At 53.9% G+C, this 21,114-nt stretch carries 18 protein-coding genes; 6 read left to right on the top strand and 12 right to left on the bottom strand.

The features are described 5' to 3' along the window. Positions 1-64 precede the first annotated feature (64 nt). From H7F08_RS11755 to H7F08_RS11770, 4 genes are all read right to left on the bottom strand, one after another. Positions 65-2,467, bottom strand: a complete 2,403-nt coding sequence (locus H7F08_RS11755; protein WP_227487870.1) for a diguanylate cyclase domain-containing protein — start codon at positions 2,465-2,467, stop codon at positions 65-67. 213 nt (positions 2,468-2,680) lie between these two features. Continuing rightward, positions 2,681-3,295, bottom strand: a complete 615-nt coding sequence (locus H7F08_RS11760; protein WP_193640633.1) for a ferritin-like domain-containing protein — start codon at positions 3,293-3,295, stop codon at positions 2,681-2,683. A gap of 94 nt (positions 3,296-3,389) precedes the next feature. Next, positions 3,390-4,091, bottom strand: coding sequence for an anti-sigma factor domain-containing protein (locus H7F08_RS11765; protein ID WP_193640634.1), 702 nt, complete (start codon positions 4,089-4,091; stop codon positions 3,390-3,392). Then, a complete protein-coding gene (locus H7F08_RS11770) occupies positions 4,078-4,629 on the bottom strand; it encodes a sigma-70 family RNA polymerase sigma factor (RefSeq protein ID WP_024894450.1) in 552 nt (183 codons plus the stop codon). Before H7F08_RS11770 ends, H7F08_RS11765 begins: the two co-directional genes overlap by 14 nt. A 161-nt stretch (positions 4,630-4,790) precedes the next feature. Between H7F08_RS11770 and H7F08_RS11775 the strand changes: the two genes are divergently transcribed. Beyond that, positions 4,791-5,447: a hypothetical protein gene (locus H7F08_RS11775; RefSeq protein ID WP_193640635.1), complete on the top strand. Its 657-nt coding sequence runs from the start codon at positions 4,791-4,793 to the stop codon at positions 5,445-5,447. Here the strand turns inward: H7F08_RS11775 and alaS are convergent. The 6 genes from alaS to thiL all read right to left on the bottom strand — a co-directional run bounded on the left by alaS (position 5,444) and on the right by thiL (position 12,141). Further along, positions 5,444-8,077 (bottom strand): alanine--tRNA ligase, encoded by a 2,634-nt coding sequence (alaS, locus tag H7F08_RS11780; protein WP_193640636.1) that lies wholly within the window; start codon positions 8,075-8,077, stop codon positions 5,444-5,446. The genes H7F08_RS11775 and alaS overlap by 4 nt on opposite strands. Before the next feature lie 25 nt (positions 8,078-8,102). Continuing rightward, positions 8,103-8,549, bottom strand: coding sequence for a regulatory protein RecX (locus H7F08_RS11785; RefSeq protein ID WP_193640650.1), 447 nt, complete (start codon positions 8,547-8,549; stop codon positions 8,103-8,105). A 27-nt stretch (positions 8,550-8,576) separates the two neighbouring features. After that, positions 8,577-9,614, bottom strand: a complete 1,038-nt coding sequence (gene recA, locus H7F08_RS11790; protein WP_010639879.1) for a recombinase RecA — start codon at positions 9,612-9,614, stop codon at positions 8,577-8,579. A gap of 184 nt (positions 9,615-9,798) precedes the next feature. Beyond that, entirely contained in the window at positions 9,799-10,644 is an 846-nt protein-coding gene (locus H7F08_RS11795) for a CinA family protein (RefSeq protein ID WP_193640637.1), read from the bottom strand. Continuing rightward, positions 10,641-11,129 carry a phosphatidylglycerophosphatase A gene (locus H7F08_RS11800; protein WP_193640638.1) on the bottom strand — a complete coding sequence of 163 codons (489 nt, stop codon included), beginning with the start codon at positions 11,127-11,129 and terminating at the stop codon, positions 10,641-10,643. Before H7F08_RS11800 ends, H7F08_RS11795 begins: the two co-directional genes overlap by 4 nt. After that, complete coding sequence (gene thiL / locus H7F08_RS11805; protein WP_193640639.1) at positions 11,119-12,141, bottom strand: thiamine-phosphate kinase; 1,023 nt, start codon at positions 12,139-12,141, stop codon at positions 11,119-11,121. Before thiL ends, H7F08_RS11800 begins: the two co-directional genes overlap by 11 nt. Before the next feature lie 130 nt (positions 12,142-12,271). On the opposite strand from thiL, the gene gluQRS reads away from it, so the two are divergent. The 5 genes from gluQRS to hflD all read left to right on the top strand — a co-directional run bounded on the left by gluQRS (position 12,272) and on the right by hflD (position 18,127). Then, the gene (gene gluQRS, locus H7F08_RS11810) at positions 12,272-13,222 is read left to right on the top strand and encodes a tRNA glutamyl-Q(34) synthetase GluQRS (protein ID WP_024894444.1); all 951 of its coding nucleotides are present in this window, start codon (positions 12,272-12,274) and stop codon (positions 13,220-13,222) included. Between the two features lie 76 nt (positions 13,223-13,298). After that, complete coding sequence (gene sfsA, locus H7F08_RS11815; protein ID WP_193640640.1) at positions 13,299-13,997, top strand: DNA/RNA nuclease SfsA; 699 nt, start codon at positions 13,299-13,301, stop codon at positions 13,995-13,997. A 28-nt stretch (positions 13,998-14,025) separates the two neighbouring features. Beyond that, complete coding sequence (gene map / locus H7F08_RS11820; protein ID WP_193640641.1) at positions 14,026-14,835, top strand: type I methionyl aminopeptidase; 810 nt, start codon at positions 14,026-14,028, stop codon at positions 14,833-14,835. A gap of 2 nt (positions 14,836-14,837) precedes the next feature. Beyond that, positions 14,838-17,435 (top strand): [protein-PII] uridylyltransferase, encoded by a 2,598-nt coding sequence (gene glnD / locus H7F08_RS11825; protein ID WP_193640642.1) that lies wholly within the window; start codon positions 14,838-14,840, stop codon positions 17,433-17,435. Between the two features lie 32 nt (positions 17,436-17,467). After that, the gene (gene hflD, locus H7F08_RS11830; protein ID WP_010639896.1) at positions 17,468-18,127 is read left to right on the top strand and encodes a high frequency lysogenization protein HflD; all 660 of its coding nucleotides are present in this window, start codon (positions 17,468-17,470) and stop codon (positions 18,125-18,127) included. A gap of 11 nt (positions 18,128-18,138) precedes the next feature. On the opposite strand, the gene H7F08_RS11835 is transcribed toward hflD, so the two are convergent. Both H7F08_RS11835 and H7F08_RS11840 read right to left on the bottom strand, forming a co-directional pair. Then, entirely contained in the window at positions 18,139-20,268 is a 2,130-nt protein-coding gene (locus H7F08_RS11835; RefSeq protein ID WP_193640643.1) for an acyltransferase family protein, read from the bottom strand. Positions 20,269-20,294: 26 nt separating this feature from the next. Further along, complete coding sequence (locus tag H7F08_RS11840) at positions 20,295-21,095, bottom strand: acyltransferase (RefSeq protein WP_193640644.1); 801 nt, start codon at positions 21,093-21,095, stop codon at positions 20,295-20,297. Between the last annotated feature and the right edge of the window lie 19 nt (positions 21,096-21,114).

Consider the following 21,114-nt stretch of genomic DNA (forward strand, 5'->3'; position numbering starts at 1 on the left):
GGCGGAACCAACCCCAACGCCAAGGTAAACAGCTTGTCTTCGTCCATCATTAACCTTCCCTAGATCAGCAATGCCCTAAGACTACCGTACCCTCGTATCCACTCCAAGTAGCGAGGAGCCTGGTTTGTGCTGGCAATCGCTGAAGATAGGTTAGTGACGCATTCCCGGTGCCAAAATCATCCAGGGCAATGTGAATTCCCAACGCATTAATCGCCTGCAACGTAGTAATGGCTGAGGGAAAATCAAGCATCGGCGCACTTTCTGTTACTTCCAGTTCAATCAAGTCCCGAGGAAAATCGGGATACCGGGCTAAAATAGCATGAATATCCTGCATAAAATCCGAGTCCAGAAGATGCCGGGCACTAATATTGATACCGACCCGCAGGAAAAAGCCTTGCTTACGCCAAAGCATCCCTTGATGCACGGCCGCATCCAGCACAAAACGCCCGATTTTTCGCGCCAGCAAGGGATGATCCAATGCGCTGGAAAAATGACTGGGATTGAGCAGACCTTCTCCTCTACCCGTGTCCAAACGTAACAGGGCCTCCACACCAAGTACATGCCCATGTAAAGCAACCAGCGGTTGATACCAAAGAACAAAACGATTTTCCGCTAGCGCCTGCTCAGCCATATGTATTCCTTCGGCGATAAGCTGCTGTTTCGCTTCTAATGCTTCATTGTAAAACACATAACCATTTCGTCCTGCGGTCTTGGCGGCGTACATCGCTAGGTCTGCCAAGCGTAATAACTGTCCTGGATCATCAGCATCCGAAGGGAAAGAAGAGATACCAATAGTTGCCGAAACCGTCACAAGACTGCCCAGCACTTCAACCGGCTCACTAATTTTCCCCAAGGCTTGCGTGAGCAAAACATCAATTTCTTTGATTTTCTGAGGCTTATACAGGATCAGACCAAATTCATCGCCACCCAAACGCGCGATAATATTTTGCTTGCCAAAAATGAGCTCCATACGTTTCGCCAGAGCGCAAAGCAGCACATCACCACTATCATGACCAAACAGATCATTGATTTGTTTAAACCCATCCAGATCCAAAATAGCCACAAAAAAGGAATTTACTCCCTGACCCACTTGACAGGCAGCTTCCAGATGTTGCTGAAACAGGCGTCTATTCGGCAATTGTGTGAGAGCATCATGCCCGGCCTGATGGGCAAGCTGATCGGCTAACTGCCGCCGTTGAGAAACGTCATGAAAAACCAGAACCACACCCAGTATTTGCCCGGTACGAGAACGAATAGGGGCTGCCGAATCTTCAATGGCATATTCATGACCATCTGCGCTGATCAGCGTGGTATGATTGGCAAGTCCCATGATTCGCCCTTCATCAAGCACCCGATGAACAGGGTTGGCAACGGTTTCTCGGGTCGTTTCATTGATGATTTTAAATACATTATCTAGCGGCTCGCCGCGAATATCGGAAATCTTCTTCCCCAGTAAATTTTCAGCCACTGAATTGGCACCCGTCACACGGGCCTGAGTATCCGTGGTAATCACTGCATCACCAATAGAAGATAAAGTAACCTCAGCACGCTCCTTGGCCTCCCAGATGGCCATTTCAGCATCACTGCGAAGCTTTTCCTGGAGTTCCGTGTAATACCTTAGGTAACGATAAACCAGCAATCCCAATAAAGCCAAGAAGGCAATTACCAATGAAGGACCAATCATACTGCGCGCCCACATATCCCATAATGTGCTGCGCAAGATACTGGCTCCGGCCACTAACGGATAATTCGGTACGTCTTCAACCGCCCCGAGGCGCCATTGGCCTACTGCTGTTGAATAACCCATATAAACGCCACCCGCCGAATGCGTATGAGCAGCTACGTAGCGAGCAGCAATTCCGGTTTGGCGAATAGTAAAAGAAGTCTTGTCCGGTGGCGGATCACGCGCCTCCAGATAACCATCTCGCCTGAGTAAAAACAGCCCGGTATGTGCCTGCAAAGGGTAGCCCATCCAGCACTTGAAGGCTCCATCAACCAAAGGCAACAATACAACTACAGTTACCTCCTGATGATTTTTTAATTGTACGAGACGTTTGAATGGAATATACCAGAGCCTTTTCTGGATATCCGGAAACAAAGACCCGATATAAAAATCGCTTTTTAGAAAAAAATAATGGACATTTTGCATGGCCAACGAGTTCGTACCGGGATAATCTTTGCGGAACGCTTCCGAAAGAACCCGTCCCTTGTCATCCATCACGGTAATATTCTGGATTGCAGGCTGTGCCTGCAGATAATTTTTTAACCGGTGAGACAAATTCAAATCTCGACCAGCCGACATATTGCGAAGACTGTCCGCAAGCAAATCCAGGGAGGACTGAACATTAAAAACACTTTGCGATGTACTATGGGCAAGAGCAACTGACAATATTCGTAGGTTAGCAATTTCCTGAGCCCTGACTTTCTCCCAAGTATAAAAACCAACCAACACCCAGGAAAGAGCCATCAGCAAGAAAAAAACCCAAACAGAGAATCCTAATAATCTTCTGCTGTAATTTTTCGATACATCAACTATTTTTCCGTGATGCGGCATAGGATGATTGTGAACCGTTAGAATGGTTCAATACTTTTAGCCAACTTTCAGCTTAATTTCAAGGCGCGTAAAAAACCTGCATCACTAGGCAAGGGATGCAGGCTGCTGCGATAAAGTTATGAAACGTTAACTGGGCATGGCGGAGATGAAAGCTGCTGGCACCGGGAATTCTCCCAGGGCACTACGCAACACCGCAAAATGCATGGCTTCATCTCCTTCAATATTGGCTGCTGCATGGGCCAGTTCCGGATTACTGAACTCAGGCACCGTTCCCAGATAGGCCTTGGCAGCACCAACCTCCAGACCGGCCGCAAAATGCAGAACATCATTCTGGTTTTTCAGCTTATCCAGAGGAAATCCCCACTTACTGGCCAATTCGGTCATCGGCGCTTTCAGAGAGACTTTCGAAGTAACCGGAGTCCCACCCAGCTTTTTGATGGTTTCGGCAAGAATAGCCGCATGGGCTTCATGATCTGCCTGAAATGACAGAGCTACTTTAAGCAATGCCGGGTCCAGCAGCTTGCTTTCGGCCCCGACCTGATAAGCAGCAATGGCCTGATGTTCCGCATTCAGGGCAAAGTTCAGCAAATATAAATCATGCTTCGGGCCTTTGGGCATGGCCGCCGCTTCTGCCAGAGCGGGCATGGTTAAACTACCGACCGCAGCCAGTCCCAACCCGAACAATGCACTTTTTTTGAAAAAATCCCGACGATCCAAACCTTGATTTTCCATTTCTTTCATGACGTTCTCCTGAGTACGTGACAGCAATATTGCCATCCCCAACTAAATACGCATTCGCTCCATGCTTGGATGCAACAAGATGATTATTACAGACTCAACTACTTAAATGCGTCGATAAAATATCTGCCTTGTATAATATGGCCGTGGTCGGCTGGCCCGTTGGCGAACCGCCTTCTGGCTCCATGGTCACCGCAATCAGGGCAACCGAGCGCATATCCAGATGGTCTGGAGTGATCAATATCGGTGTGCGTCCTGGATGGGTCGGCAATAACCCCATGGATATGGGCTTTTTACCCCGAACAATGGCCCAGAGCTGCAAGGATTTATCGGCAGGCAAAGACATGCTGCGCATGGTCACCAAGGCCATGTGATGATCATTGGCCCGCAGCATCCACACCGCCTGACCCGATGTATTGTTCAACACCGCCATATAAGGCATTCGCGGCGGTGCTGGCCAGAGCAGCAGAAGAACCAGTGCCAGCGCCAGGCCAGCCGACATGGCGCGCCACAGCCCGAGTTTCTGCCACCAGGAAACATGGCTGGCTATATCTGCGTTAACGGCACGCGCTGGCAATTCTGCTACAACCCCTTGCCAGACCGAATGCGGGGGCGCGATGGGTGGCTCCTGCAGACTGTAAGGCATCAGGGTGTCCTCCCACTCTGCCACCCGAGCAGCCAACCAGGGACGAGAGCGCAGCATGTGGGCAAAACGCAGCCTTGCCCGCCCGCGCAAGGTTCCCAGTACGTAGGAACCTGCGAGCAGGTCCGCAAGCTTTGGCCACTTATTCAGATTCATGATGCAAACAGTCTCTCAAACTTAAAAGTCCCCGACGAATCCAGCTTTTGACCGTACCCAAAGCTTCACCAGCAAAGCGCGCCACTTCGTCGTAACTGGCTGCGCGATAAAAAGCCTGGGAAATAGCCTGCCTTTGATCGCTGGGAAGTTGTTCAAGGCAATCCAATAAAAGTTGCTTTTCCGAAGCCATCCGGGGGTCAGCAGGAAATTCCCGTTCCCCCCACTGCTCCCAGTTTTCGTCTTCCCAACCTGGCTGGTCTTTCGGAAGCCGTCTTAATTCATCAATAGCCTGATAGCGGACAATTGCCGCTGCCCAAGCCATGGGAGCGCCCCGACCCGCTTGATATTCTCCCGCCTTTAACCAGATTTTCACAAACGCATCCTGTAAACAATCGGCCGCACGGCCCTGCTCTCTTAAAATACGCAAAGCAACGGGAAACAGATGCGCAGCCGTAGCATCGTAAAAATCACGAAAGGCTTGCTGATCAGCAAGCGCTACTTTCTGCAGGAGTTTTTCCAGTTCGGCGACTTCAGGCACCGGTTATCACCGTAACCTGATAAACAAAAATTTACATTTTACATCTCGATTCATGGGACAACACACCTTAATCTGTATTTCACAGGCAAAAGCATAGCGCAAAAATCTTGTCCTGTACCATGTAGTCGCATTTTGAAGATTTTTCGGAGAGGATGATAATCATGAAAAATTTGTGGATAAAAAGTCTTTTGACCAGCGCCGTGCTGGCGGGACTGGGATTGAGTAGTGCGGCCTTTGCTGGCCCCGTAGATATACAACTCAATGTAGGAACCCAGCCAGTGTATGCGGCACCTGGATACCCCCCAGCCATTCTTACGGCACCGCCCTTGATGGTCTGGCTGAGCAATCTGGGTGTTTATGCGGCCTATGGCGCTTCGCAACCCATTTTTTATCAGGGTTCCAACTACTATTATTATTACGGCAACCGCTGGTGGTCGGGTCCGGGCTATCGTGGTCCGTGGCGCCCCATAGCGGCTCCGCCGCCCGCATTGCGGCGCTGGAATCATCGCGATTGGCAGCGCGTCCAAAGAGATGCTGGCCGCTATTCCCGAGACCCGCAATGGCGGCATTTCCGTCCGGCAGAAAGGCCCATGCCAGGGCCGCAGCAGCGGCCGCAACCGGGGCGTCCCGGTGGTCCACAGTTTCAGCATCCCCATCGTCCGCAGATGCAACAGCGTCCGCAACCCATTCAGCGTCCAGCCCCCGGACAAGGTCGTCCCGATAATGGTCCGGGGCGGGGTCGCGGGCAGCCAGGTTCAAAACCGGACCGTGGACATCAGAATCAGGGCAACGGCCAGCCCTGGCAGGGCAACCACTAGGCCAGCTTGTTTCTGACCCAATCGCGGGCGGCCTGGAGCGCATCATCCAGTGCCGCCGGATTACCGGCACCAGCCTGGGCCATGTCGGGTCGGCCGCCACCTTTACCACCCAGCGGCAAAGCTACCACATTCACCAGATCACCCGCGTGAATCCGGCCTGCCAGGGTTTTCGCAACAGCAGCAATCAAGGCCACTTTTTCCCCTTCAACTCCAGCCAGGACAATCACGGCTTCGGGAAGCTGACTGCGCAGACGATCCAGCGCATCACGCAAGGCCTTACCATCCATACCCTCCAGACGGCTGATGAGAACCGACACACCAGCTACCTCCTCACTCCGGGCAGCGAGATCTGCGCCAGCCCGTGCTGCTTCATCCCGCTTGATTTTTTCCAGTTCTTTTTCGAGTTGACGCAGACGCTCAAGGGTCTGAGCCAGACGCTGATCCAGATCTGCTGGTGCCACTTTGAGCAAGCTGGCTGCGGCCTGCAGACGTTGTTCATCGCGCTGGATAAGCTCCAGAGCCGCCGCTCCGGCTACGGCTTCAATACGGCGAATACCCGCCGCTACGCCACTTTCGCTGAGAATCTTGAAAACCCCCATATCCCCGAGCGCCTGCACATGCGTGCCACCACAAAGTTCCAGTGAAAAGTCGCCCATGCGCACGACGCGGACTTCATCACCGTACTTTTCACCGAACAGCGCCATGGCGCCCAGAGCCTGGGCTTCGGCAATGGGCAGAACTTGCGTATCAGCAGCGTAATTTTCACGAATCACCGCATTAACGCTGCGCTCTATCTCCTGCAACTGCGCCGAAGTCAGGGGTTCAGGATGGCTGAAATCAAAGCGCAGCCGCTCCGGATTGACCAGCGAACCTTTCTGCTGGACATGCGAACCGAGAATATTGCGCAACGCCGAATGAAGCAGATGGGTGGCAGAATGATGGGCAGCGGTCGCCCGCCGGGCCAGCTCATCCACGCTGGCCAGCAAGGTGTCTCCGGTCTGGAGGCGACCCGACTGCAGCACACCCACATGCACATGCAAACTGCCCATGGGCTTTTGGGTATCATTCACCAGAAATACGGCATTTTCGGACTGTAATTCGCCGCGATCACCCGACTGCCCGCCCGATTCTCCATAAAAAGGGGTCTGATCGAGAATCACGATGCCCTTGTCCCCGGCGTCAAGAAAAGCTACTTCTTCACCATCACGCAACAGCGCCAGCACTTTTCCCTCACCCACACATTGGGAATAACCCGTAAATTGGGTAGCGGCAAGACGCATGGCGAGGTCGTGATAAATCCGCTCGGTTTTGACTTCGCCACTGCCGCTCCAGGCGGCGCGGGAACGATTACGCTGCTCACTCATGGCTACTTCATAGCCTTCCATGTCCATACGCAGGTTTCTTTCGCGGGCGATGTCGGCGGTTAAATCCACCGGGAAACCATAGGTATCGGCCAGCCGGAAGATAATCTCACCGGGAATAGCCGCATCGGCGGGCAATCCGGAAATAGCGTCCTCCAACAGACTCAGGCCACGTTCCAAAGTTTCCCGGAAACGGGTCTCCTCACGCTCCAGAGCGCGTTCAACATCACGCTGTGCCTGAGCCAGTTCAGGAAAGGCCGTCCCCATTTCGCGTACCAGTGGCGCAACCAGTTTATGAAAAAACACGTTTTCCATGCCCAACTTGCGACCATGCCGGACCGCCCGCCGAATGATGCGCCGCAGAACATAACCTCGCCCTTCATTAGCCGGCAGTACACCGTCCGTAATCAGAAAACTGCAGGCACGAATATGATCGGCGAGTACCCGCAGACTGGTATCTGTTGCAGCATCCTGACCATAGATTTTGCCGGAAATTTCGGCCGCTGCCGCAATCAAGGGCTTGAATAGATCCGTGTCGTAATTATTGTGGACACCCTGCAGAACAGCCGCGAGACGTTCCAGACCCATGCCGGTATCCACGGAAGGTTTGGGGAGCGGGGTCAGTTTCCCACTGCTGTCGCGGTCATACTGCATGAAAACCAGATTCCAGATTTCAATATAACGATCCCCGTCTTCTTCGGGGCTACCGGGAGGGCCTCCCGGAACATCTGGGCCGTGGTCATAAAAAATTTCCGAGCAGGGGCCGCAAGGACCGGTATCTCCCATACTCCAGAAATTGTCTTTCGCGCCACAACGGGAAATGCGCGCTGGATCAATACCCATTTCATTGATCCAGATCTGAGCGGCTTCGTCGTCTTCTTCATAAACCGTAATCCACAGCCTGGCAGCCGGAAGCCCCAGTTTTTCCGTCAGAAATCGCCAGGCGAAAGCAATGACTTCGCGCTTGAAATAATCCCCGAAGGAAAAATTGCCGAGCATTTCGAAAAAGGTATGATGGCGGGCCGTATAACCCACGTTTTCCAGGTCATTATGTTTTCCGCCCGCCCGCATGCAGCGCTGGGAAGAAACAGCGCGCTGGTAGGGACGTTGCTCCAGACCCAGGAACACGTCCTTGAAAGGAACCATACCGGCATTGGTAAACAGTAAGGTCGGATCATTGCGGGGAATCAGCGAACTGGAGGGCACAATCTGATGACCCTGTTCCACAAAATAATCCAGAAAAGCTTGGCGAATGGCTTGCGCTTGCATCGGTCTTCCGTCATCCATAAAAAATCTAGTCGTTAAAATCATCCGCATTTTTGCCCGGATCCGCCAGTACGCGTCGTATCTGTTCGGGCAAAAATCCCCTTCCCGCCAAAAACCGTGCGCGTCGCGCATATTCCCGGGCATCTTCGGGAGACTTATCGCCAAAGCGCTTGCGGTAGGCGGCCTGCGCCTGTACCTGCCAGTTGACGCTTTGCACTGCCGCAGCATCCTGCTCTTTAACATCAACCCCTGCCCGCTGTAAATCCTGACGCAGGCGTAAGGGACCATGCCCCTGGCACAGCCGGGTGCGGGTCAACATTTCCAAGTAACGCTGGTCATCCTGATAACCGGATGCCTTGAGGCTGTCGAGGACCATCTGTATCTGCAAGTTATCAAAGCCCGCGTGCAGCAGTTTATCCTGCAACTCCTTGCGACTGTACTCCCTGCGCGCCAGCAGGCGCAGGGCAACGGTCATGGGATCGACAGGAGAACGACCGGCCAATTATTCGACTGCCGCAGGCTCCACCACATCATCCGTAAAGGCCAGCGGATTACCGGCCGCAGCAGCACGGACCTGTTGCTCGATTCTCGTGGCCAATTCCTGGTGCTCCTTGAGATATTGGCGGGCATTATCCTTACCCTGACCAATGCGTTCGCCCTGATAGGAGTACCAGGCTCCGCTTTTTTCAACAATTTCAAACTTGACACCCAGGTCCACCAACTCCGAAAGGCGGGAAATACCCTCCCCGTAATAAATGGCAAACTCGGCTTCGCGAAAAGGCGGAGCCACCTTATTTTTGACGACTTTGACCCGGGTATCATTGCCCATGACCTCGTCACCTTTTTTGATGGCACCAATCCGGCGAATATCGAGGCGTACGGAAGCATAGAACTTCAGGGCATTCCCACCGGTCGTGGTTTCCGGACTGCCATACATGACCCCGATCTTCATGCGGATCTGATTGATGAAAATCACCAGAGTATTGGTTCGGGAAATATTGGCGGTGAGCTTGCGCAGGGCCTGACTCATCAAACGCGCCTGGAGGCCAACGTGCGAGTCGCCCATATCGCCTTCAATTTCCGCCTTGGGCGTCAGGGCAGCTACCGAGTCCACCACAATCAGGTCCACGGCGCCGGAACGCACCAGCATGTCGGCGATTTCCAGGGCCTGTTCGCCGGTATCCGGCTGGGAAACCAGCAGATTTTCGAGATCAACCCCAAGCTTGTGGGCGTAGCCGGGATCCAGAGCATGTTCGGCATCAATAAAAGCGGCAGTGCCTCCGGCTTGCTGACAACTGGCAATGGCATGCAGGGTCAGCGTGGTTTTACCGGAAGATTCGGGTCCATAAATTTCAACCACCCGACCTCTTGGCAGACCGCCAACCCCCAAAGCCAAATCCAGACCCAAGGAGCCGGTGGAGTAAACGGCAATATCCTTGATGGCGTTGTGGTCACCCAGGCGCATCACTGCACCTTTTCCAAACTGCTTGTCAATCTGGGACAAAGCGGCCGAGAGGGCCTTGCTGCGTTGATCATCCATCATGTTGTCCTTTTCTGAATTGAGAAGAGTATTCCACTCGGGCATAACCCGTTTTTGCAGCGGCCTGCTCCGGGCATCCGGGCATCCGGGCATCCGGGCATCGACCGGCCCGGTTATCCAATCTACATTTCCGGGCATTCTACCTGAGCAACCGGAATGGGCAAATACGCCCGGGATAAAACTCTCATCCACACAGCAAACCCAGCAGACCACCCAATGCCACCGATCCGGATGCATACTGTACGTTCCAGCGATCACCGCGAAAATCGCAGGTACGAACCTGTTGTTGACCATTGCGCTGTCCCCAGGCAATACAGACCGTGCCAACCGGCTTGCCCGGCACCGCCCCGCCCGGACCGGCGATACCCGTAATCGCCACGCCCAGATCGGCTTCGCGCAGGAGACCATTGAGCATTTCCAGAGCCGTCTCTTCGGATACCGCCCCATAGCGCATCAGGGTTTTTGCCTGTACCCCAAGAAAGTGGCGCTTGGCAGTATTGCTATATGTCACTATACCGTGCTGCAAAAGCGCCGATGATCCCGATAAAGCGGTAATCCGGGCTGCGAGGCCGCCACCGGTGCAGGATTCGGCCAGGGCCAAACGCGGCCCACCTGCTTTGGAGCAATGTTGCAACAGTGCCCATTCTGGTGGCGCCATGGACAAATCAAAAGCGTTCGATGTTTTTTCCTGAAGCCAGAATTCACCGGGTAAAATTTCTGTGCCCTGACTCTGATCGCTAAAGTGACTGAAACTTTGTGGACAAGGTGGTAAATAATGCTCAGCCCAATCGCGCAGACCCTGCCAGTCGCCAGCCGGGACCAAGGCACGCTGCGGAATGACTTTCCAGGCAGCGGCGTTGGCAAAAGCGCCGATGCCCAGTGCCGCGCCCTCTATATCGGGCAGGACAGCGGTCAGCTCGATGCGCGCACGCACTCCACTCCTTAAGGCCCAGGCTTCCAGGCGCTGAGCATCGGGCAACACCGCTGGCCGCATGGGCAAAAAAATATGCAGTAATTCGCCGCTGTTCATAACCAACCCTTCGCTCGCAGCCCCTGTAAAATCAGCCAAGCCGGAATCGCTGCCGCCATGTCATCCAGCATAATGCCCGTTCCACCATGAATATGTCGATCCAACCAGGAAATGGGCCAGGGTTTGAGCATATCGAAAAAACGGAACAGCAAAAAACCGATGCCCAAGGCAGCCCAACTGAACGGTATCCAGTACAGGGTCATCAACAGGCCCACCCATTCATCCCAGACAATGGCGGGTGGGTCAAGGGCACGCTTGCCGGCTGCACCGTGACGCAGGTCTTCGGCAGTCTGACCACAAAGCCGGGGACCCACAGCGATCATGAGCAAAAGGACAGCAGCATATATCCACAGATTGTGCAGCAGTAAAACCAGCAGCAAGTAAAAAGGAACAGCCGCAATGGTACCCATGGTTCCCGGCAGAACGGGCGATAGGCCACTGCCTCCACCAAAAGCCAGCCAGTGATACCAGGGCCTAGAAAACATGTTGGTGACCCCGTATGCCCGGCAGTGCCAAAGGCCGCTCCTGCCAGTAAATATCTACAGACTCAGTGGGTTGTGAGTCTGCTGGCAAAATCTGCCCCACTGCGGTTATTGGCAGAGCACAGCTATGCGCGATATTCAGCAATGCCGGGGTCAGCGACGGTGGCGCACAAAAAATCAGTTCATAATCATCTCCGCCGGTCAGAGGCCAGCGTTGCCAGCGTACCAAGTCCTGATCAATGCAATCACGCAAAGCCGGACTAAGGGGCAGATGCTCAAGATCAACCCGGGCCCGCAGCCCGGAGGCCTTGAGGATATGATCGAGATCAGCCAGAAAACCATCAGAACAGTCCAGAGCGCAGGCCACTCCGGCAGCCTGTGCCGCCCGGCCAAAGTCCAGGCGCGGGAGCGGACGCAAGCGCCGGGCTTCCAGTGCTTGGGCCTGCGTCGCCGGACCGGCAAAATCATAGCCCGGCAGGCCACGTGCCACAAAAGCCAGATCCAGGGCGGCTGCCGCATCTCCCAGTGTCCCGGTCACCCAGATCAGATCACCGGGACGGGCGGCATCGCGCCGCATGATACCCTGCTCCGCTACGCCCAATACGGTAACAGTCAAAGTCAGCGGACCATCTGTTGCGACCGTGTCGCCACCGACCAGCGCCACGCCGGCGCTCTCAGCCAGAGTATGCCAACCCTCGGCAAAAGCTTCCAACCAGGGCGAATAGCCTTCCGCACGCATTGGCAAAGCCAGACTGAGCAGGCACCAACGCGGCTGCGCCCCCATGGCGGCCAGATCGCTGAGATTCACGGCCAGGGCTTTCCAGCCCAGATCAGCAGGATCCACATCGGCGAAAAAATGGCGGCCGGCAACCAGTGTATCCATGCTGGTCACCAGCGACTGTCCCGCCGGATCCAGCCAGGCTGCATCATCTCCCATTCCCAGGAGCACCCCCTTCCCGCCGCCACCCAGCCTGCCTTGCAACTGCTCAATGAGTGCAAATTCTCCAACCGCCATGAATGCTCCGTTTTTAAACTGGTCCGCGCCTAAGCAGCACTTTCATGATGCCGGGTCTGATCTCCAAGTACCGGCCTGATTGTACAGCAAACCGAAATAAACCATAGTCAACGGAAATGCTTTACACCTTTTGGAATCAGCGCGCATTCATCAAGCCATGTCCAGTCTTTCGCCACCAACAATGCCCCAAGCGCAGGCCCGGAAAAAGCCGGTCGTGGGGCGCTTTGCGCCCTCCCCCAGTGGTCCCCTGCATGCCGGTTCGCTGATTGCAGCCATTGGCAGCTATCTCAGCGCGCGCAGTCAGAGTGGGCTTTGGTTGCTGCGTATGGAAGATGTGGACGGGGACCGGGTGCGGCCCGGAGCTGCGGACACGATTTTACGGCAGCTGGAAGCACTCGGCCTTGATTGGGATGGCCCCATCTGCTGGCAGTCTCAACGTCATGATTATTATCAACAAGCCTTGGACCATTTGATAAAGGAAGGTGATGCCTACCCCTGCGCCTGTACGCGGCAGGAAATCCGCCAGCACGGCGGCAATTATCCCGGCACCTGCCGCCATGGACTGGCAGCAGGTCGAACAGCACGCTCCTGGCGACTGCGCGTTCCCCAACAGTTTCCCGTCTGGAAAGATCGTTTTCACGGCCTTCAGAACACGCCTCCCGAACAGGGAGATCCCGTTCTGCTCCGCGCCGATAATTATTTTGCTTATCTACTGGCTTGCGTGGTCGATGACGGCGCACAGGGCGTGAGCGAGGTCATCCGTGGAGGCGACTTACGCACGTTTACTGGAGTCCAGCGCTATTTGCAAAGCCTCCTGCACCTGCCCCGGACAGAATATGGGCACCTGCCACTCCTCTGCAATGCCGATGGCAGCAAGCTTTCCAAAAGCAGTCAGAGCCCGGCCTGGACAGGAAGCCCCGGACAAGGCTGGGAAACAACACTGGGCCTGCTGGGTTGGGACACCCCCGCCGAACTCCACGGCGCATCCGCTGAACAGTGGCGCAACTGGGCGCTGGCGGAGGCACGGGGCAAGACACCATTCTGGCATCCACCGGCTACAAGCGTTACGCTGCCCCTATGAATATTGACCCGATAGTTGTTCTGGAGGCTTTTCTGCGACTTTGGCCTGCGCCGTCAGGACGGCTGTCGGCGCAACGATGAATTTACCGGAACTGGTCCCCGCCACCCTGATTCGTCGCTACAAACGTTTCCTGGCAGACTGCGAACTCGAAACCGGCGAGCAAATCACCATACATTGCCCCAACTCGGGGAGCATGCGCAGTTGCGCAGAACCCGGACAAGCCATACTCATTTCCCGCAGTGACAACCCCAAACGCAAACTGGCCTGGACCTGGGAGCTTTACTGGAGTGGCAGCAGCTGGGTATGCATCAATACCCAACGCCCCAATCACATTGTGGCCGAAGCCATTGTCAGCGGGCAGATTCCCGCCCTGCAGGATTATGACGAACTGCGGCGCGAGGTGCCCTATGGCAGCCATGAACGGGTGGACATTCTTTTGCAGAATCCCCAGCGTCCACCCTGCTATGTCGAAGTCAAATCCTGCACCCTGCTCGACCCAGATGGCGTCATCCGTTTTCCCGATGCGGTCAGCACCCGCGCCCTGCGCCACCTGCATGCACTCCGCGAGGTCGTAGCCAACGGTGGGCGCGCCGTCATGTTTTTTTTGATTGGCCGCGAAGATGGTCAGGGTTTTGCCCCGGCCGACCAAGTGGACCCGGCTTATGGACAGGCGCTCCGGGAAGCGCGCAGGGCGGGTGTGGAAGTACTGGCCTACCGAACCCGGGTCAGTCCTGATAAAATAGTCATTGATGCGGCAGAGCAGCTACTTTTTTAGCCGCTTTGAGTCGCCCCAGGAGAATCAAATGTTACAACGTCGAAAAAATCCCCCTCAGGGCAACATCAAAACCCCTGAAGAAGTCGTAAAAATGCGTACTGCCGGGCATTTGACCGCCATGGTGCTCAACATGATTCGGCCTCATGTCAAAGCCGGAATCACTACCGGAGAATTGGACCGGATTTGTCACGATTATATTGTCAACGATTTACAGGGAATTCCTGCCCCGCTGAATTATCAGCCCAGTCCGGAATATCCACCCTTCCCCAAATCGGTCTGTATTTCCCTCAACCACGTCATCTGCCACGGTATTCCCGGCGACCGGGTTTTAAAAGATGGAGATATGTTGAACATTGATGTGACGGTCATCAAGGATGGCTACCACGGCGATAGCAGTAAAATGTTTACGGTTGGCGAAGTCCCCTTGCGTTCCAGAAGGGTGATGGAAGTTGCCCACGAGGCCATGGTGCGCGGCATTAAGCAAGTCCGACCGGGCGCCACCCTGGGCGATGTCGGCCATGCGATTCAGGTCTATGCTGAAGCCCAGCATTGCTCAGTGGTGCGGGAATTCTGCGGGCATGGCATCGGCCGGGTATTTCACGATGAACCACAGGTGCTGCATTACGGCAACCCCGGCGAAGGCGTGGAGTTGGTGGCAGGGATGACGTTTACCATTGAACCCATGATCAATGCCGGCAAACGTCACATCAAGGCTTTACCCGACGGCTGGACCATTGTCACCAAGGATCACAGTGCCTCGGCGCAATGGGAGCATACCATTCTGGTCACCGACGACAGCTACGAGGTATTGACCCAACTCCCCGGCGATCCCATCTGAACATGCCCGAATTCATGGCAGGCGAGAATCTGCCGGGCGTACCGGAAACCCTGCGTCAGGAACGGTCTGTTTTACAGAGCCGTTTCTCTCCACGGCAGAGTAGTCGCTCGCTCTTGCGCCAGCACTGTGCTCTACTGGACAAATCCTTGCGCAAAATCTGGCGTCAGACTGCAGCAGAGCATGAACAGAGCGTAACCAGACTCAGCCTGATTGCCGTAGGAGGTTATGGGCGCGGGGCCCTGTTTCCCGGCTCGGACCTTGACCTGCTGATTCTCACTCCACCCGCACTTTCGGAAGACGAAGAGCAGTTCATTCATTTTTTTCTGACGGCGCTGTGGAATTTGCAAATGGAAGTAGGCTCCAGTGTGCGTTCGGTTCAGGAATGCCTGGAAAAGGCGCGAGAAGATCTCAGCATTGCCAGCACGTTTCTGGAGGCCCGTTATCTTTACGGATCGCGGGAATTATTGGCGCAACTGAAAGAAACCCTCCGCGCCAATCCGCCCTGGAAACCCGAAGTTTTTTTTGCTGCCAAACTCGCCGAACAGGAAAACCGCCACGCCCGCTGTAGCGATACGGCTTTTCATCTGGAACCCAACCTGAAAGAGGGTCCCGGCGGGCTTCGCGATATTCATCAGCTGCAATGGCTGACTGGTAGCATTTTCGGAGACAGCAGCCTGCTGTGCCTGCGCCAGAAAAACCTGGTCACCCCGGAAGAATATCGGCAACTTCTCCGGGCTCAGTCTTTTCTGACGCGCCTGCGCATCACCCTGCACTATGCCAGCGGCCGCCATGAAGACCGCTTGCGTCTGGAGCAGCAACGCCAACTCGCCGAGGTACTGGGTTACCAGGAGCGTCCCGGCCGCAGTCCGGTTGAACAGCTCATGCAAAAGCTTTATCGCGCTTTTGCCGACATTATGCGCATTGCTGCCATTGCTCAGGAAAATATTGCCCTATACCTGGCTGATCAGGGCAGCCTGGGCGAAGATTCAGCACAACCTGTGCGGAACACAGTGCCCCTTCCCCAGGCAGACGATCCGCAATTATTGCAGAAAATATTACGCCTGTTTCGCGAGCTGGCCGAAAACCCGCAGAGCATTTCTCTGGACGCATTGACCCAACGCGCGCTTTATAAGTTGCGCAGTAAAATCCAGCCCCGCAATCTTGAACAGGATCCCATCGCCAGAAATGAATTCCTGGCGCTGCTGGCGCAAGCAGATGGCGCTTATGACAGCCTGAAAATCATGCACCAATGTGGCATCCTCGGGCGGCTGATTCCCGCTTTTGAACGCATTACCGGCCGTATTCAGCATGATCTGTTTCACGTCTATACCGTCGATCAGCACACTCTGTTTCTGCTGCGGAATATTGGACTGCTTCATAAGCAGGAAGAAACCCGGATGTCCGTACTCAAACAGGCCTGGGCACAAGTGGATAAGCCGGAACTGCTGGTTCTGGCCGGGTTATTTCATGATATCGGCAAGGGCCGGGGCGGCGATCATTCCCAAATTGGTGCACAGGAAGTACGGCGTTTTGCCCGACGCCTGCAGCTGTCCGCCAGAGACACGGAACTGATGATCTGGCTGGTGGAGCAGCACCTGCAGATGAGTACGGTCTCCCAACGCCGTGACCTGGAAGATCCTCAGGTCATCCAGGATTTTGCCAGAATGGTCGGCGATGAACGGCATCTGGCCTACTTGCTGTTACTGACCGTGGCAGACATGCGTGCCACCAACCCGGACCTCTGGAACGACTGGAAAGGCTTGTTGCTCAGCACCTTGTATCGCGCTACGGCTACCGAACTGCAGCAGGAAGATCGCAGCCGTCAAGACCTGCCGCACATTGTCCGGGATCGTCAGGAAAACGCGTTGCAATGCCTGACGCAGGAAGAACAAACCCGCGCCAGAGTATTCTGGCAGCATTTATCGGGGGCCTATTTTTCACGTTACAGCGAAAATGAACTGCTGTGGCACATTCAACAGATTCTCGCCCATAAAAGTCGTAAAACCCTGGTAGCTGTGCGCGCCCACCAGCCTGAGGGCAGCGAAATCCTGATTTATGGTCCTGACCGCCCCGGTCTGTTCCAGCAGATTACCGGCGCCCTGGATCGCCAGGCCCTCAACATCATCGACGCGCGCATTGATACCAGTGAAGATGGTCGAGCCATTGACACCTTTCTGGTCATTGACAACAGTCACGCCTTTGCGCGAACCGAGCAGGCCGACCAGGATCTGGCAGCGCGACTGCGCGCCATTATCGAAGGAGAAACCGAAAGCAAACCACATTTTGGTCTGCGTCACCGCGATCCACGCCATCGCTTTTTCGCCCAGCGTCCCGCTGAAATCCGTGTGGATAATCACGCCCTCTCCCGCTATACCCTGCTGGAAGTGCGTGCAGCCGATCATCTCGGACTGCTTTATCGGGTGGGTGAAGTATTACGCGCCTTACAGCTGAATATTCATGGCGCCAAGGTGTCTACATTTGGTGAGCGGGTTGAAGATACTTTTTTTATTCTCAATGAAAGAGGTCGGCAATTAACGGAAACCCAAAGCAAAAAACTTACTGGCACGCTGGATGAAATGCTCAACGGGCAAGCACACTAAATGATTTTTTCAAATAATAAAGGCAGATTTACATGTGGGATTTTCTGATTCCCAAAGCAGACCGCCGCCGTGATCGTACTTTGGCGTTGGCCGGTATTATCCGTAGCGCCCTGCTGGTACAGAACATTGCCCGCAATGGTGAACAACCGGGGCCACTATTGGCCACCTGTATTCACAGCATTCTGTCCCTGGACAGTGCCAGTACTCGTCAGGCATTGGGAGACATCCAGAGTTTACGACAGGCACTGGCCCTGCTCTGCCCGCTCCTGCAACGCGGCCCCGCCAATGCCCAGGAAGCCGAACTGCTGCGCTACGCTATGGCGATGAGCAGCCTGAGTAAACGCCTGTTAAAAAATCAAAGCGCTACCCAGCGCGTGCATGAAGGTATTCAGCAGGCCCAGCGGCAAATCCAGCATTTTGGTGACCCACTGCAGAGCAGCGTCATTGCCGGTCTGGCGCAAACCTACACGGAAGCTATCGGCACCTTGCGCCCGCGTATTATCGTCAGCGGTGACAGCCGCTATTTAAGTGACGCTGACGATGCCGCCCGTATCCGCACGCTCCTGCTCAGCGGTATTCGCGCTGCCGTACTCTGGCGGCAGGCCGGTGGTCACATTCCCGGAAGCCTGCTCGAACGTCGGGGCATTTGTCAGGAAGCGGAAGAGTTGCTTTCTACGAACAATTCATGCTGAAAATGGCCGAATTAATTTTGGAAACCATCAAGGCCCGAAGCATCAGTGTTTTGCCTTTGTACCGGCACCGCATTGCTAAAGACAGATGCCGTAGACGCGGTGCTCAGCGGCGCGATGGTAAAGGATTTGATGCGGGTGGTAGGTAGCGGAGATTGGGTCTGGGGTTGAACTGAGACTGAGCGCGCGGGAGCCGTCGCCGACTGCGTACTTGCTGTACTGAATTTAAGTGGCTTGGTGGCAACCAGATGCGCTTGACCTGATTGAACAGACTGCGCATGAGCAACCGGCTGAGGTTGTTGATAACCCATGGTGTACAACTTTCCAAGCATTGCATTCACCAGGGCCTGGTCACCGTCCCAGGTCAAGTGGACCTGATCAGGATCAAAGTAATTATATTGATCATGGCTGATACGATCCCAGTGCAACAAATAAACATTGGGATATTGTGCCTTGGCGCGGAGATACTGTGCTTTAACTTCGTTTTCCCAGACTCTGGGAACATTGGGAATAATCAGCATGACTTTGCGATTTCCGGCTTCGCGCATGACCCGATCCAGATCCTGGGTAAAGACATCGCCATTGCTGCCCAGCTCCAGGACAATATAACGAATATCTGCATTTTGAGGTTGCGTCAACTCTGCCTGCAGGACGGATGGGGCACGCGAAAACTGTCGACCCACTTTACCGTCCAGTATGGCATTGGGAACCTGATGAATCACAAAACCTGACCATCCCAGAAGAATGGAATCCGTAACAACCAATACCTGTTTGTCTGGATAGGCACGATTTTGGCGGATTTCCTGTCCGTTATAGAGATACCCCGGTTGTGGATTGGGCTGCCAGGTCATGGAGCCAGCCGCCGGGGCAGACGTTGCGCCTCTGGCACTGAGGGCATTTCCCGTCGGTTCCGCCAGGGCCGCATCACCTGACTGACGGATTGCCAGTAACTGCTTCTGCAACTGGGCAATTTTGAGCGCCTGGTAATGCTTGTATAACAGCAGGTGGAGATTTTTTTCGCGTTCATGAATAAATTGCTGATTAACCACCACCGAATCATACCAACCGGCAATGCCCAAACCCAGAATCAAAGCCACAGTAAAAGCGGTTTGCAGGGAAAAATGATGCCGCGCTTTCTTGCTAAAAGCATTCTGTATACTGACTTCAACCAAGGCATAGGTAAGCACCGACAACAACAGGATAATCAACACAGAAAGGATCACTAAAACGTAATCAGTCGCGCCATGATAAAAATAATAGAGGAAAGAAATAACTGGAACATTCCATAAATACAAGGAGTATGACATCTCCCCCAAAGCCCCGCCCAACTGCCATTTCATCTGTGCAAAGACAGTGGATCGTTCCGCAGCATAAATATAAATTGCAGTAAGCAATAATACTGGTAAAGAATATATGACATAATTCTGATAAGGAGCCAGCAGTAACAGGACAATAATACCCAGCACTGCCATGACTACCAATAAATCAAAAACGACGGGAATTTTTTTAGCCTCACGACCACTCAGAACCATGAAACCCAGAATCCCGGCAATATAGGAAAAACCATGCCAAGGTAAAACATAAGCAGCATTAAGCTGATGATGTACACCCAACCAGTATGCTCCCCCGGCCGTAACCATCAGCAATAGCAACATCAGCACAAAATAAAAATACTGGTTACGAATTATTTTACGCAGCAAAAAATGCAAAACATACAACTGCACCAATAATGAAATAAACCACATTCCAATAAAGGGGTGCGGCATCGCAAAGGTCTGAAAATAAGGTATATGATGAAATATCAGATAAAAGTTATAGACAAAAAGCGATGAATAAACAGCCGGTTGCCAACTGGTCAGATGAAAGTAATAACCAAACAGAGCAACTACCCAGGTTACCACCAGCATGGGAATAACAATACGAGAAAGGCGTCTTCTGAAGAAAGTGCGCACACTGTTCAGAAAGTCAGCATCCGGCGCATGGCGCATGGATCTCTCTATTAAGTATCCGGAAACAAAGAGAAATACATCAACACCCAGATAACCACCAGAAAACCATGCGCTGCCAAAAGTAATGGTTTCATGCACATGAAACCCAATGACGCCGACCATGGCGAGAAACTTCAGATAATCCAGATAGAGCATACCGTCATCCCGCAAAATTTTATGAATTAGTTTTTGTCTTCAGTTTTTTTAATATCACGAGCAATGGCATGTACCATGACCTGAATTCCCTGCCAATTGGGATGAACCAGGTCCGTCCAGAAATATTGCGGATGATTTTTGCTGAGCAGATCCCAACGTACCAGATGCACATTCGGGTGTGTGGCGGCGGTTTGCAGATAAAGCTGTTGTACTTCATGTTCCCAGGATCGGGGCATTTCCGGCATCACCAGAAATACCTGGCGGTGGCCAAGCATTTTGAGTAGTTGCTGCATGTCCTCAGGATACACTTCACCATTCGTACCCAATTCGATGACGACATCACCAACCCCTTGGGTCATCCCGGTTTGTTGCATGGTCTTCCAGATGGGCAGCGCGCTGGAAAACTGTCTACCCACCCGCCCACTGATAAGCGCATTGGGAAACACATGCGCAAAATATCCTGACCAGCCGGTCAAAATACTGTCACCAATGATAATGACGCCGACTGGATAAGTTTTAGGAAAACGCAGCACCGAACGAGCATCCAATACATAGCCCGGATCGGGTGATTCGGAAAAGTCCTTATGCGCATCAATAATCGCCATCTGATCCAGATAACGTTCGGGTTTCTGCGGGGCGGGTGCCTTACGCGCCACAACGGGGGCAGGCAGAGTCTCGTGGATGGACTTCACCGCATAGGAAGTGTTTTCATCCATGCAGGCCGCGAGGCCCAGACAGACCCCGATCATCAAACTGAAGCGTACCAGACGGATAGGCTTTACTCCCGCAAAACGACTGGAAAGGTTTCGAAACACCTGATGCGACATGACTATCCTTGATGTCTTT

Source organism: Acidithiobacillus sp. HP-11 (assembly GCF_015100075.1).
Taxonomy (GTDB): Bacteria; Pseudomonadota; Gammaproteobacteria; order Acidithiobacillales; family Acidithiobacillaceae; genus Acidithiobacillus; species Acidithiobacillus thiooxidans.

Coding starts and splice junctions, on each gene's coding strand:
- H7F08_RS11800 (WP_193640638.1), bottom strand. CDS start 11,129: ATGTTTTCTAGGCCCTGGTATCACTGGCTGGCTTTTGGTGGAGGCAGT.
- recA (WP_010639879.1), bottom strand. CDS start 9,614: ATGGATGATCAACGCAGCAAGGCCCTCTCGGCCGCTTTGTCCCAGATT.
- H7F08_RS11775 (WP_193640635.1), top strand. CDS start 4,791: ATGAAAAATTTGTGGATAAAAAGTCTTTTGACCAGCGCCGTGCTGGCG.
- glnD (WP_193640642.1), top strand. CDS start 14,838: ATGCCCGAATTCATGGCAGGCGAGAATCTGCCGGGCGTACCGGAAACC.
- H7F08_RS11755 (WP_227487870.1), bottom strand. CDS start 2,467: ATGGCTCTTTCCTGGGTGTTGGTTGGTTTTTATACTTGGGAGAAAGTC.
- H7F08_RS11835 (WP_193640643.1), bottom strand. CDS start 20,268: ATGCTCTATCTGGATTATCTGAAGTTTCTCGCCATGGTCGGCGTCATT.
- H7F08_RS11795 (WP_193640637.1), bottom strand. CDS start 10,644: ATGAACAGCGGCGAATTACTGCATATTTTTTTGCCCATGCGGCCAGCG.
- H7F08_RS11785 (WP_193640650.1), bottom strand. CDS start 8,549: ATGACCGTTGCCCTGCGCCTGCTGGCGCGCAGGGAGTACAGTCGCAAG.
- H7F08_RS11765 (WP_193640634.1), bottom strand. CDS start 4,091: ATGAATCTGAATAAGTGGCCAAAGCTTGCGGACCTGCTCGCAGGTTCC.
- sfsA (WP_193640640.1), top strand. CDS start 13,299: ATGAATTTACCGGAACTGGTCCCCGCCACCCTGATTCGTCGCTACAAA.
- hflD (WP_010639896.1), top strand. CDS start 17,468: ATGTGGGATTTTCTGATTCCCAAAGCAGACCGCCGCCGTGATCGTACT.
- alaS (WP_193640636.1), bottom strand. CDS start 8,077: ATGCAAGCGCAAGCCATTCGCCAAGCTTTTCTGGATTATTTTGTGGAA.
- map (WP_193640641.1), top strand. CDS start 14,026: ATGTTACAACGTCGAAAAAATCCCCCTCAGGGCAACATCAAAACCCCT.
- H7F08_RS11760 (WP_193640633.1), bottom strand. CDS start 3,295: ATGAAAGAAATGGAAAATCAAGGTTTGGATCGTCGGGATTTTTTCAAA.
- thiL (WP_193640639.1), bottom strand. CDS start 12,141: ATGGCGGTTGGAGAATTTGCACTCATTGAGCAGTTGCAAGGCAGGCTG.
- H7F08_RS11840 (WP_193640644.1), bottom strand. CDS start 21,095: ATGTCGCATCAGGTGTTTCGAAACCTTTCCAGTCGTTTTGCGGGAGTA.